The following is a 13,709-nucleotide window of genomic DNA, read 5'->3' as shown; positions in this document are numbered from 1 at the left end:
TTTAAAAAGAATATTCTGACATAAAATGAAACTATATTTTTTTCATTTGTTGTTTCATCATTTGCATTTGTTCTTTTAACATACCGTGCTTGTCTAACTTTTTAGCTTCGGTCATTAAATTAGTCGCTTCACGCTTTCTACGTTTGGTCATAGCTATTCCTGCTAATTGTAATTTAGCCATTGCCAAATCATGATCCATCGCTAAACCTAATTTAACAGCTTTTTTCAAGAATTTTTCAGCCTGTGTTATATTGGTTTGACTCAACATAATTCCGTGTAAATAATTATAGTAGCCTTCTTGTTTTTGAATCAATGCTGTAGATGGATTTTTAATATAAGCTAACCATTTTTTAGCACCTTCGAAATTTTGTTTACGCAATTGCATGAAAGCTAGTAAGATAAATTCGTTTTTAAAGTAAAAGAATACGAAAATACCAGCAAATAAAAGCAGTGAAATTCCGTTCATGATGTGAACTTGAGAGAATTCGTAAATAGCCCATAAGGTTATAAGTCCTGCTAATCCTAATTTTATGTTTTTATTGAACATTTTTTCTTTTTTTAATCAACGCACAAAAGTACGATTTTCTGTTAAAATAGTTGTGAGTTTATTTTTTATAAAACTTTTTGAATTTAAACCAAGCAAATAATCCTAGTATAAAAACAAATGAAACGGAGTAATAAACAGAGGTGGGTGTAATTACCTTATCTCCGCTTGCATAAGAGTGTAATCCTGATAAATAGAAATTCACTCCGAAATAGGTCATCATGATTGATGCAAAAGCGATGATAGACCAAAGGTTAAACGTATATCGACCTCTTAATCCCGGAATTAATCGCATGTGTAAAACAAAAGCATATACCATAATAGATATTAATGCCCAAGTTTCTTTTGGGTCCCAGCCCCAATAACGTCCCCAACTTTCGTTAGCCCACATGCCGCCTAAAAACGTACCAATGGTTAGTAAAACCAATCCAACAGTTATAGACATTTCATTGATAATTGTTAACTCCTTTATATGAAGATCCATTTTTTTCTTGTTCTTCGAGTTGGTGAAAATCATTAAGAATAAACTAAAAATCCCTAAGATCATACCCAAAGAAAAAGGTCCGTAACTCGCAACAATAATAGAAACGTGTACTTTTAACCACCAAGAGTTTAATACCGGCTGTAAATTTGCAATTTCTGGATCTAACCAATTCTGACTTGCAAAAAATAAGGTGATTGCCGTAATAAAAGTGGCTGCAGCAATTGTTAATGTTGATTTTTTTCCTAATGATAAACCAAAAAACATCGTTGCCCAAGCAACAAAAATAATAGATTCGTAGGCGTTACTCCATGGAGCATTACCACTAATATACCATCTAGACAGTAAGCCTAAAGTATGTAAAATAAAGAAACCAATAATAATAGCAATCAATCCTTTTACCACATAGTTGATCCATTTTTTGTTTGAGAAAACCTGCGCGATTAAAAAGATAATCAACAGAATACTAGACAATCCGAAGTACTTAATCAAACGATTAAAAACATCAAATTCATTATACATAATCTCTAATTCAATTTTATCTTCTGAAGGATATACTTCTTTTCCGAATTTTTTCTGAAACTTTTTAATTCCGTCTAAAACCTTGTTAGTTTCTGTATAGTTTCCGGATTTTCTTGAGTTTTGTAAAAGTTGCATATACACCGGTAGTGATTGACGTACAAATACAGAATCGGTTCCTTTAAAACCAGCCTTTAATGTTTCTGGCTGCGATACCCATTTGTTGTTTTCGTCATTAGGAATTGGGTAGATGCGTAACATACCGCCACCTAAAGTTTGTGATAATAACCAAACTCTTTGCTCAATTTTAATAGCATCCGTTTCAAACTTACTCTGAATCTTCTTTTTCTTAGCTTCAGCAACTAATTCACCTATTTTAGAGGTTCCTTTTGTATCATAAAAATCGATAAAACGAGCGTATTTTGCGTCTTTAGCAACGCCTAAAAGTTCTCTTATCTGCGTATTTCCTTTTTCTAAATAAATAAACGGAATGTTTAACCAAAGCATTGGCATTTCTGTAATAGAAAGCAAAACTTGTGTAGGGTTCATACCTTTAAAACTATTGGTATGCGCAACTTTTCTTACCAACTCAGAAGCTAAGGTGTGTGTCGGTTTCATTCTACCACCAATATCTTGTATCACTAAACTGCTAAATTCATTGGTGTGTTCAAGACTGGGTTTGTTGCTTGTTAAAATAGAGTCTATTTGCGCTATTGATAGTTCTTTTGGCTTGTGCACATCACCATGTTCTTGTGCAGTTGAATTAAGCGATAAGAATAAAATGATTACAGATAAACTAGCTTTTTTTAGCTTTATTTTATCTAGCGAATTCTTTAAGTCGTTAAAACGAGTGTTTTTTATGAATAGAATAAAAGTTAACCCAAAGAATAATAAAGTATATCCAACATAAGTAATCCAAGTACCTACGAAATCATGATTTACAGATAGGTGAGTTTGTTCGTTATCACCTTCAATTTTATAACTAGATTGAAACAGTTTATACCCTTTGTAATCTAAAATATTATTCATAAATATTCTAAAATCAAAAGTTTCTTTATCGTCTATAACTGTAATTTCACTAGCATAGGCAGCGGCACTTTCTGAACCAGGATATTTTTCTAGTTGAAAGTCATTTAACTTCACTTTAAAGGGAGTTTCTAATTTTTTAGCACCATACCAAGCTCTAAAGTTTAAGTCGCCAATACTAAATTCTTCAACATTATCTACATTAAACTTACCTCCATACAGCGATATTCTTTTAGTTTCGTTATTCACTGTAACATCAAAAATAACGGTATCGTATTTTTCATTATCTTTCTCTCCAGATAGTGTTTTCATGATTCCTTTTTCAGGAGCTCTCGGAATTACAAATTGTAATCCTTTTATAGTGTGTAATGTTAAAAACTGAAAGTGTTGCGCACTGTCTTTAACGATTTGTCCCATTTTTTGGTCGGCCATTCTAAGCCAATCACCATTGTTTTTAGAGACCATTTTTAAATTATCACCTTCGTAATAAAAGTTAACCGAGGCATTTTTTTCAGGCACATCAAAACTTACAAGTATGTTGTGAATATTTTGAGTAGTTCCTCTTTTAATATAATGTTCGTGTCTGCTTCCGCTAGAGCTTTCTACTAAAAATAAGTGTTCTACTCCGTTTTCATCTAAAACAAGTTTTTGTTCAGACCACGGAATATAATCTACTAAATTGTAAGATATCTCATGTTGCCCTTTGTCTTTTCTAGGTTGAAAAGTTTCAGTAAATTTTGCAGAATTGCTTCCCCAAGCAGAAAGTAATAATTGGTTGTTTGTTTCTTTTTGAAACTCATTATTATCAACAACAACGTTTAAATAGTTGGTGTCAGAAAAAAAAGTACTGGTAGTTTCTCCTTCATCAATAACCATGATCCCTTCGTAACTAACATAGCGAGTAACTCCTGCGCCAATTAATATGAGTAAAAATGCTGCATGGAAAAGTAAAACACCCCATTTTTCTTTTTTATATAAACGATACCTAAAGATGTTTCCAAAAAAATTAATTACAAAAAAGATCATAATTAATTCGAACCACCAAGTATTGTAAACTAAAGCTTTTGAAGTTTGTGTTCCGAAATCGTTTTCTATAAAAGTGGCGATTCCCATGGCCACTGCAAAAACGAAAAATAGTACCGCTGTTAGGCGCGTAGAGTAAAGTATATCTAAGATTTTTTTCATCTGTAAATCAGCTAAGTGTAAAACTTCGCAAATTTACGTATTAATGTCTTAATAACTTTATGAATTCACCCATTTTTAAGGAAATAAAACGTTAAAAAAGAAAGGTTATATCCCTATCTTTTCTCCCATTTTAACAAATGTTTCAATACGGTTCTTTGTATTCTTTAGTAGGTCGGCGTCAATCGTTAATTTATTTTTATCAACTAACAGCACAATTGTAGATCCGCCGAAGGCGAAATAGCCCATTTCATCCCCTTTTTTTATTTTTATGTTGGGTTTAAAAGTTTCGATAATAGTTCCTACCATGGTTGCACCAACAGGAGCTACAATAATTTCTCCTTTTTCTTCGGATGATAAAATGCAATACTCACGTTTGTTTTCGCAAAAAACTTTGGTAAAGTTTGATGCCAATGCGTAGGGAGAAACTGAAAAATAGTCACCTTTTATCTTCGTCATTTCAGAAGGTGTACCGTCATACGGAAAATGATAGCGGTGGTAGTCGTTTGGAGCTAATCGTAAAATAATTAGCGATGAGTTTTTGTGTTTCTCAGCTAATTTATCATTGGCTAAAAACTCTTTTAAGGTGAATTTTCGTCCTTTTATAAAGAAATCTTTAATGTCTGCAATGTTTTCAAAAGCAAGCATTTTTCCGTCTCCAGGAGAGGTGAAGCCATTTTCAATAGGTCTGGCAGTTGGTTTTAGTTTTCTGTAAAAAAAATCGTTAAATGAAGTGAATTCAGAAATTGGTTTTTCAGCTTCATCAATATCAATATCTAACTGTTTTACAAAACCTTCTATTTTTTTTACAGAAGAAGGTTTGTCCATTTTTTTACCATACCAAGCAGATAAAAACTTGCGTTTTGCTATGGGTAAAAAAGCCATTTTACCAAACGGGTTATTGTATAACAACTTTAAAAAAACTTCACCAGGCGGAGTTTCGGTAATGATATTGCCAGATGTTCTATTGATGAATTTTATTTTCATAATTTTATTCCTCTACACTATCAATTAAAATAGTTAACATATCAATTGCTGCTTGTGCAATTTTGGTTCCAGGGCCAAAAACACCTACGGCGCCTGCATCAAATAAATATTGATAATCTTGCGCGGGAATTACACCACCCACAATGACCATAATATCTTCTCTTCCGTATTTTTTTAGCTCTGCAATTACTTGAGGAACTAGTGTTTTATGACCTGCCGCTAATGACGAAATCCCTAAAATATGAACATCGTTTTCAATAGCTTGCTTTGTTGCTTCTTGTGGTGTTTGAAATAAAGGGCCAATATCTACATCAAAACCTAAATCGGCATAACCAGTGGCAACTACTTTTGCACCACGATCATGACCATCTTGCCCTAATTTGGCAATCATTATTCTTGGTCTTCGTCCTTCTAACTCCGAAAATTTATCGGCAAATTCAATTGCTTTCTTAAATAACTTATCGTCTTTTATTTCCTTACTATACACGCCCGAAATTGTTTTGTGAACTGCTTTATGACGTCCGAAAACACTTTCTAAAGCGTCAGAAATCTCTCCTAAAGTGGCTCTGTTTTTAGCAGCTTTTACTGCTAAATCTAATAAATTTCCTTCGTTGGATTTAGCGCAAGCTGTTAAGTCGTTTAAAGATTTTGTAACCTTAGCGCTGTCTCTTTTTAATTTTATTTCGTTTAACCTCTCAATTTGTGATAAACGTACCGCTTCATTATCAACTTCTAAAATATGTAACGGATCTTCTTTTTTTAGTTGGTATTTATTTACCCCTACAATAACGTCTTGGCCGCTATCTATTTTTGCTTGTTTTTTAGCAGCAGCTTCCTCAATACGCATTTTCGGAATTCCTTTTTCAATGGCTTTTGTCATTCCGCCTAATTCCTCAACCTCCTTAATTAATTCCCAAGCTTTGTTGGTAATATCTTCGGTAAGTTGTTCTACGTGATAGCTTCCTGCCCAAGGATCAACCGTTTTTGTAATATGTGTTTCTTCTTGTAAGTATATTTGTGTGTTACGAGCAATTCGTGCAGAAAAATCTGTAGGTAAAGCAATTGCTTCATCCAGCGCGTTGGTGTGTAAACTTTGTGTGCCGCCAAAAGCTGCAGCCATAGCTTCAATTGTTGTTCGCGCTACATTGTTAAAAGGATCTTGCTCTGTTAAAGACCAACCGCTTGTTTGACAGTGTGTTCGTAATGCTAACGATTTTGGATTTTTAGGATTGAATTGTTTTACGATTTTTGCCCATAACATTCTGGCTGCTCGCATTTTTGCAATCTCTACAAAATGGTTCATGCCTATTGCCCAGAAAAAAGATAGTCTAGGTGCAAAAGTATCAATGTCCATTCCTGCTTCTAATCCTTTTTTGATGTAATCTAATCCGTCAGCTAAAGTATATGCTAATTCAATTTCAGCAGTTGCACCTGCTTCTTGCATGTGATAGCCAGAAATAGAAATCGAATTGTATTTCGGCATAAAATCCGAAGTATATTTAAAAATATCAGCAATGATTTTCATTGATGGAGTAGGTGGGTAGATGTACGTATTACGCACCATAAACTCTTTTAAAATGTCGTTTTGAATGGTTCCTGATAATAGTTCAGGAGCAACACCTTGTTCTTCGGCGGCAACAATATAAAAGGCAAGAATCGGTAAAACGGCTCCGTTCATTGTCATTGAAACCGACATTTTATCTAACGGAATTTGGTCAAACAATATTTTCATGTCTTCAACCGAATCAATCGCTACACCTGCTTTTCCTACATCACCTTGTACACGTTCGTGATCTGAATCGTACCCGCGGTGTGTTGCTAAATCAAAAGCAACAGAAAGTCCTTTTTGACCCGCTGCTAAGTTTCTTCTGTAAAAAGCATTGCTTTCTTCAGCGGTTGAAAATCCGGCGTATTGACGAATAGTCCAAGGTCTTCGAACGTACATTGTTGAGTAAGGTCCGCGTAAATTCGGAGCAATACCAGCAACGAAATCTTCATGATGTTTGCTTTCAACTTGTGATTTTTGACTTTGGTCTAATTGTATGTTTGATACGTTTTTTCTACTCATCTTGTAAACGTTCTTGTTCTAGCTTTTCAGCCAATCTTTTTTGAATAATCGGTTGGATGAGTGTTTTTTCGTTTCTGATTTTCATAAACGGAAAAAGCTCCAAATCATTCTTCATTTTATCGTTGTCGTTCTGTATTTTATTAGTTCCTAATAAAACTAATTTACCAGTATCGAATTTTGCTTGTTCTTTTTCGGCAGCATCTTTAATTTTTCGCTGAATGATTCCTTCTTTAAGTTGTTTTAAAAACCCGCCACCTTTTTCGATAGTTTTAAATACTTCTAAAGAATTATGTGCCAATTGTTGTGTGATAGCTTCAATATAATAAGCACCGTCTGCAAAATTCTGAGCTTCTGAAAGTTCGCTTTCTTGTTGTAAAATCAATAATTGATTTCTAGAAATACGCTCGCCAAATTCATTCGAATGATGAAAAATATCATCGTAAGAAATATTACAAACCGTGTCAGCTCCACCTAAAATAGCGCTCATGCATTCAGATGTTGTGCGAAGCATGTTTACATTGTAGTCGTATAAGGTTTTATTGCGTAAGCTAGGTTGTGCAAATATATGTGTTGTATTGTTTTTAATAGCGTACTCTTTTAAAAGTGATGCCCATAAGATTCTAAAAGCTCTTAGTTTTGCTATTTCAAAAAAGTAGTTACTACCTACAGAAAAATTAAAATGTATGTTGTTGGCTATTTTACTTCCGAAGTGATTTAAATATTCATTTGCGTGCGCAAGTGCGTAGGCAAGTTGTTGTGTATTATTCGCGCCAGCATTTTGATATGTTGAAACGTTAATGCAAATAGCATTAGAGACGTTATTAATGATCTTTTCGAATTCTTTGTGATCATTATTTAGGTTTGTAAACCAGTTACCTGTACTCGTTAAATTGCCAACAATATCAATATTAAAATAACAGTTGTCTGAAGCTATATAGTTTGATAATTCAATGATAAAGTTAGCATCTAAAAACTTTACTTTAAAATAAAGTACAGTGTTTTTAAGGTCTACATCTTGAAGGAGTGTTTTGTAATCGAACTTCGTTTTTGCTTTAAATTCGATAGATTTCGCACCTCTTTTTAAAGAGTCGATTGCAAAAGAATTTGCTTTTTTTTCGTCCTCTATATAAATAGACTGACAAATATTAAACCCCTTTTTAGGCGTTGCAATTGCTGTTTTTGTTTGGTCTTCTTTTGTGTAAAAGGGTTTCACTGTAATGCCTTCGTCAGTTTTCCAGAGAAGCGTATCGTTATAGTCCGCGCCTTTAAGATCTACCTGTATTTTTTGTTTCCATTCGGCAGCACTAATTTCCTTGAAGTCATTAAATAAATAAGTACTCATTATTTTTGTAGGGTATCAAATTCGATAATATAAATATCTTCATCTTCTTTCTTCATCAAATATTTTTCACGCGCATAGCGTTCTAGCTGAAGAGAATCCTGAAGTTTTTTTATAGTTTTTTTGTCTTTATCAATTTTGTTCTTGTGATAATCTATCCAAATTTCTAATTCTTCAATTTCTTTATTGAACTCTCTATGGGTAAGATAAGAATTTTCATCAAAAAAAAGCATCCAAATAACAAATACCGTTAAAATAACAACGTAAATATTTGTTGCGATTTTAAAAGATGGTTTATTTTTTATTGATTTTAAATTCATGTTATAAACGGTCGCTAATTACGGTTCTAACAATATCTATGGCTACGGTATTATACCTGTCGTTAGGAATTATAATGTCGGCATAGTTCTTTGTAGGTTCAATAAATTGTTGGTGCATTGGTTTTAAGGTGCTTTGATATCTATTTAAAACTTCATCAATATCTCTACCTCTTTCCTTTATGTCTCTTCGAACTCTTCTAATTAAACGTTCATCAGCATCTGCATGTACAAAAACTTTTATATCGCAAAGGTTTCGTAGTTCTTTGCTGTTAAAAATTAAAATACCTTCAACAATAATAACTTTTCTAGGGTGTGTTTTTATGGTGTCTTTAGTTCTGTTGTGCGCAACAAACGAATAAATAGGTTGTTCTATTATTTTGCCGCTCTTTAAATCGCTCAAATGATTTACTAATAAATCGAAGTCGATCGCCCTAGGATGGTCGAAGTTTATCTTTGTGCGTTCTTCGTAGCTTAAGTTGTCGGTTTGGGCATAATATGAATCTTGTGATATAATGCATACTTCATCTTGCGGTAGCTCATTAATTATTTGATTTACTACGGTTGTTTTTCCACTTCCTGTTCCGCCAGCAATACCGATTACAAATATATTTTTCATTGAGTTTTATTAAGATGAATTATTAAAGCAAATTTAGTGAAATATGTGCATAAAAAAAGCGCTAACTTAAGTTAGCGCTTTTTATTTTTAGTGAGCCGATGAGAGGACTCGAACCTCCGACCTGCTGATTACAAATCAGCTGCTCTAGCCAGCTGAGCTACATCGGCTTGTTTGCCTTTAAAAGCGATGCAAATATATATTCTTTTTTGAATCTGGCAAAAGTTTTTTTCGTTTTTTTTAACCCTTTTTTTGATGTCTTTTTTTTGCGCAAATTAACTATCTCATTAGCATTAAAATAGCTATTGTTTAATGTAGAAAAAAAATATTTCTTTTTTTTAGAATAATATTTAAAATAGCTTTTTTAGGGTTCTTTAAAGTTTTATAAGCGTATTTTTAAAGAAGTATATGTATATTTTTTTATAAAAAATAGCTGTAAAATAAAAAAGCTCTAGATGTAACTAGAGCTTTTATCAAGAATAAATATTATTAAGAATAGTAAATTATATAAAATACTATTCCATTTCTAATATAAACGAACAATTATGTTGTTTATTGTGCTAATAAATTTATGCAGTTAAAGGTTTACCTTTTAATCTTTTTTCAATTCGTTGTTTTACAACTGTTAATCGCTTCATAGCATCCATTAGGGCACTATCTTTTGTTTCTTTATATACTTCGTTTATTTCTAGTATTAAAGATTTTACCTCTCTTGAAGCTAATATTCTATCACTAGTAGTAATAAATTTGAATTTTCTGTGTTCAAATTCGTCTGCTTTACTAATTAATTCTGAATTCATAAAATACTTACTTATGGTTATTTATATTATCTTTTAGATTTTAGTCTGGTAATTGATTTTGCTTTACACAAAATTGTAAAATCATAAAGTAAAATGGGCGACAAATATAAATTAATCTTTTTGTTAACCTATAATAAAACAATCAAATTGTTTTATTTATTTATAATTTTTCTTTATATAGTTCATTAAAGCATGATTTTTGCTTTTTCTTCAATTATAGATTTAATCTATTGTGTTAAATGTAATAATTTTTTCTTGATAAGTCAAATTTATTAGTAGAATTTTAACAAGATAAAGCTATTTTGTTACTAATGTCATATTTTTTTTCTTGTATGAAATACTATTTATAAAGCACGAAAGTTCCTTATTTTTGCTAAAGAATACGATATGTTACTTCTGAAATAAAATTAATATTTTAGAAAATTACTGAGTATATAAATACAATTGATAAATAATACATTTTAAATTATTGAAAATAAATGAGAAAATTCACATTAATTATCCTTGTAATTATTATTCAGGCATGTAGCAGTAATGAAAAAAGAAAGGTATTGGGAGATTCAGATTTCCAAAAAGAAATGAATGCTAAGTTTAAAGATGCTTCTAAATCACCACTAACAAAAAGAGATTTAAAGAAATTTAAAGGATTGGGTTTTTTTAAAATTGATGATAAATATAAGTTGGTGGCCAAATTAACAAAAACACCTGATGCGCCTAGTTTTTATTTTCCGACAACAACAGATAGGGTAGCGGTTTATGAACAGTACGGTATCGTATCTTTTTTTATTGATGGCGAAAATTTTGAGTTAGCTATTTACAAGGAAGAAAATCCTGAAGTTATATACAAGGACAATTTATTCTTGCCTTTTTTAGATAATACAAACGGAAAAACATCTTATGAAGGAGGACGATTTATAGATGTTTTAATTACAGATGTAAATAGTAACGGAACGATTGGTATTGATTTTAACGAGGCTTATAATCCGTATTGTGCTTACAGTGATCGATATTCTTGCCCTATTGCTCCAAGAGATAATTATTTAAATACAGAAATAAAAGCCGGAGTTATGGCGTATAAGAAGTAAAAAAAGCCTGCGATAAGCAGGCTTTTTTTTATTTTGTAGGTGGATGTAATCCGTCTTTAATATCTTGTTCAATAGCTTCTTCTAATGAAGTTAAATAATCTTTTCTGACTTTTAATTTTGTAGCCGCATGTGCTTTTGGGTTTAAAGAAGCAAACATTTCGGCAATTTTAATAGCTGTAGGTAATAAATGAGTTTCAGGAACAATTTTGTCTAAAAATCCTGCTGTAATAGCATCTTTTGGGCTGTAGATTTCTGAATTGTTTACACTTCGTTCAAAATAAACAGGAGCTAAACGCGCTTTGGCTATTTCGATACCGGCATTGTGCATGGTCATTCCTATCATTACTTCGTTTAAGCCTATTTTAAAATCACCTTCCGTACCGAGTCTGTAATCCGAAGAAAGTAATAAAAAAGCTCCTTTGGCAACTGCATGACCTGTACAGGCTGTAATTATTGGGAAAGGAAAAGATAGCATTCTGTGAGATAGTTTAGATCCTTTGGTAACTAATTCTAAAGCAGATTCAGGCGATGCTGTCATGCTTTTTAAATCATAACCAGCAGAGAACATTCCGGGTTGACCAGTTAAAATAACGATCTTTTTCTCTTGTTCAGCTTTGTCTAATAAAGAGTATAGTGAATCTATAACTTCGTGTGATATGGCGTTTACTTTTCCGTTAGAAAGGGTGATAATTGCGTAGTTATCTTTTGTTGTATATTGTACTAATTCGTTCATAATTTAAATAAATTTGATAAGGTAGATTCCGGCAAAAACAGCTAAAAAGCCTACAACAAAACTTGCGATTGTGTATAAGGCAAATGAAGTGAAGTCTCCGGATTTTAAAAATATATGATTCTCATATGCAAAGGTAGAGAATGTAGTAAATCCGCCACAAAACCCTGTTGCTAATAATAGTGTACTGTTTTGAGATAGGGCTTCGTTTTTGGCGGCTAAGCCTAAAATAAATCCGATGAGCAAGCTTCCGATAATATTTGCTGCAAAGGTTCCGTACGGAATTCCTGTTTGTGTGTTGTTTAAGGTTTTTCCTATGAAGAATCTTAAAACGCTTCCAAAGCCACCGCCAATAAAAACTAGTAAAAGTTGTTTCATGTCTTTGCTAAAATAATAAAACCTCACATAATTGCGAGGTTTTATTGTGTGAATATTATAAGATATTGTTATTTTAAAGTAACATCATCTGCATCTGTCCAATTCCATTTACCTACGATAATTCCTTTCTCGACAGTAACAATTCCTGGATTTGCTCTGATAACTGTTTTTAAAGCTGTTTCATCACAGAATCCGAATGTATATGGTAGGTTAAATTCTTTTTGTGTGGCTGCTAAGTCTTCAATATAAGAAGCTGTTAAAACATAAACTTCATAACCTTTGGCTTTAGCGTTTGCAGCAGTTTTTGAAATCGCAGCAATACCTTGTTTTTCTGTTTTTTCGAAATTATACATGATAATAAGCATTGCCTTGTCTTTTGCTAGCATAGCTTCTAGTTGATCTCCATCTTCGTCGGTTTCAATCATAAAATCATGAATTGGTGGTACTTCATCGCTATCTTCTTGATATTTCATACCTTCAGCGATATCTGTACCTATTGAATAGGCTCTAAAATCGATAATTGGTAAATGATTTAATACATAGTAGGTAATGAATAGCGAAACTAATATGGTTCCGTACGTTTTTATAGCGCCAAGTTTGTCTGAAAGTAAAGGTTTAATATGTTTTAACCCGAAGATTAAAATGACGATAAAAACCATAAATACAACATTCTTATAAAAAGTTTCTTTAGGTGTAAGCTTTAGGGCGTCACCAAAACATCCGCAGTCTGTAACTTTGTTATAAGTATAAGAATACCATGTTAAGAATAAAAAGATGATGTTAAGACTAAATATACTCCATATCGTAAGTTTTGGTTTGTAACCAACAATAAGCATTACTCCTAAAACTAATTCAGAGATAATTAAAAGAATAGCAAAAGGCAAAGTATAAGGAATTAAGAATTCCATATTTAAAACACCTTCACTAAAGTATTCTTGAAACTTGTATTGAGAGCCAATCGGATCTACTAACTTAACAAAGCCTGAATAAATGAATAAAAGCCCTACTAATACTCTTGAAATGTGTGTTAAAATTTTTAAAATCATTTTTTGGGGTTTAAGGTTAACTATCTAACTCTGAATGATGGATTAAAGCAAAAATAGCATAATTAATCATATCCTGGTAATTTGCATCGATTCCTTCAGAAACTAAGGTTTTTCCTTTGTTATCTTCAATTTGTTTTACGCGAAGTAATTTTTGAAGAATTAAATCCGTTAAAGATGAAATTCTCATATCTCGCCAAGCTTCACCGTAATCATGGTTTTTATTTTCCATTAATTCTTTGGTGATTTTTATGTGTTTATTATATAACGATGTGGCTTCAGTTGTATTTAAATCTGGTTGGTCGGCAACACCTAGTTCTAGCTGAATAAGTGCCATTATTGAATAATTAATGATCCCTATAAATTCTGGTTTTTCTCCTTCGTCTACCATACGCTTGGTATTTTCTTGTAACTGGCGGATGCGTTGTGCTTTTATGAATATTTGATCCGTTAGAGATGGAAGTCTTAAGATTCTCCATGCACTACCATAATCGCTCATTTTTTTTGTAAACAAACTACTACATTCTTCTACTACTACATCATATTGTTTGGATGTGTTTTGCATCTTTTTTATTTAAAAGTAATCCATCAAAA

Annotated in this window: 13 protein-coding genes and 1 tRNA gene; 1 reads left to right on the top strand and 13 read right to left on the bottom strand. The window is 32.2% G+C overall.

Annotation, left to right across the window (positions count from 1 at the left end):
- Positions 1-31: 31 nt before the first annotated feature.
- From H0I30_RS05065 to H0I30_RS05025, 9 genes are all read right to left on the bottom strand, one after another.
- Positions 32-547, bottom strand: coding sequence for a DUF2892 domain-containing protein (locus tag H0I30_RS05065; protein WP_218773215.1), 516 nt, complete (start codon positions 545-547; stop codon positions 32-34).
- Between the two features lie 58 nt (positions 548-605).
- Entirely contained in the window at positions 606-3,755 is a 3,150-nt protein-coding gene (gene ccsA, locus H0I30_RS05060; protein ID WP_218773214.1) for a cytochrome c biogenesis protein CcsA, read from the bottom strand.
- A 105-nt stretch (positions 3,756-3,860) separates the two neighbouring features.
- Entirely contained in the window at positions 3,861-4,739 is an 879-nt protein-coding gene (locus tag H0I30_RS05055; RefSeq protein ID WP_218773213.1) for a phosphatidylserine decarboxylase, read from the bottom strand.
- Positions 4,740-4,743: 4 nt separating this feature from the next.
- On the bottom strand, positions 4,744-6,807 hold the full coding sequence (scpA, locus tag H0I30_RS05050; RefSeq protein WP_218773212.1) for a methylmalonyl-CoA mutase: 2,064 nt from the start codon (positions 6,805-6,807) through the stop codon (positions 4,744-4,746).
- Positions 6,800-8,149, bottom strand: coding sequence for a methylmalonyl-CoA mutase subunit beta (locus tag H0I30_RS05045; RefSeq protein ID WP_218773211.1), 1,350 nt, complete (start codon positions 8,147-8,149; stop codon positions 6,800-6,802). Before H0I30_RS05045 ends, scpA begins: the two co-directional genes overlap by 8 nt.
- Entirely contained in the window at positions 8,149-8,466 is a 318-nt protein-coding gene (locus H0I30_RS05040) for a septum formation initiator family protein (protein WP_218773210.1), read from the bottom strand. The genes H0I30_RS05045 and H0I30_RS05040 overlap by 1 nt, the downstream gene beginning before the upstream one ends.
- 1 nt (position 8,467) lies before the next feature.
- On the bottom strand, positions 8,468-9,073 hold the full coding sequence (udk, locus tag H0I30_RS05035; protein WP_218773473.1) for a uridine kinase: 606 nt from the start codon (positions 9,071-9,073) through the stop codon (positions 8,468-8,470).
- Positions 9,074-9,175: 102 nt separating this feature from the next.
- A tRNA-Thr gene (locus H0I30_RS05030) sits at positions 9,176-9,249 on the bottom strand.
- 399 nt (positions 9,250-9,648) lie between these two features.
- Positions 9,649-9,879: a hypothetical protein gene (locus H0I30_RS05025; RefSeq protein ID WP_058884388.1), complete on the bottom strand. Its 231-nt coding sequence runs from the start codon at positions 9,877-9,879 to the stop codon at positions 9,649-9,651.
- Between the two features lie 479 nt (positions 9,880-10,358).
- On the opposite strand from H0I30_RS05025, the gene H0I30_RS05020 reads away from it, so the two are divergent.
- Positions 10,359-10,964 carry a DUF1684 domain-containing protein gene (locus H0I30_RS05020; protein WP_218773209.1) on the top strand — a complete coding sequence of 202 codons (606 nt, stop codon included), beginning with the start codon at positions 10,359-10,361 and terminating at the stop codon, positions 10,962-10,964.
- A 28-nt stretch (positions 10,965-10,992) separates the two neighbouring features.
- On the opposite strand, the gene H0I30_RS05015 is transcribed toward H0I30_RS05020, so the two are convergent.
- From H0I30_RS05015 to H0I30_RS05000, 4 genes are all read right to left on the bottom strand, one after another.
- On the bottom strand, positions 10,993-11,697 hold the full coding sequence (locus H0I30_RS05015; protein WP_218773208.1) for a crotonase/enoyl-CoA hydratase family protein: 705 nt from the start codon (positions 11,695-11,697) through the stop codon (positions 10,993-10,995).
- 3 nt (positions 11,698-11,700) lie between these two features.
- Positions 11,701-12,072 carry a fluoride efflux transporter CrcB gene (gene crcB, locus H0I30_RS05010; RefSeq protein ID WP_218773207.1) on the bottom strand — a complete coding sequence of 124 codons (372 nt, stop codon included), beginning with the start codon at positions 12,070-12,072 and terminating at the stop codon, positions 11,701-11,703.
- Positions 12,073-12,140: 68 nt separating this feature from the next.
- Positions 12,141-13,118 (bottom strand): DoxX family protein, encoded by a 978-nt coding sequence (locus H0I30_RS05005; protein WP_218773206.1) that lies wholly within the window; start codon positions 13,116-13,118, stop codon positions 12,141-12,143.
- A gap of 16 nt (positions 13,119-13,134) precedes the next feature.
- A complete protein-coding gene (locus H0I30_RS05000; RefSeq protein ID WP_218773205.1) occupies positions 13,135-13,680 on the bottom strand; it encodes a DUF1599 domain-containing protein in 546 nt (181 codons plus the stop codon).
- Between the last annotated feature and the right edge of the window lie 29 nt (positions 13,681-13,709).

This window comes from Tenacibaculum sp. AHE14PA (assembly GCF_019278465.1).
Classification (GTDB): domain Bacteria; phylum Bacteroidota; class Bacteroidia; order Flavobacteriales; family Flavobacteriaceae; genus Polaribacter; species Polaribacter bernardetii.
This window is presented reverse-complemented; position numbering and strand designations above follow the sequence as displayed.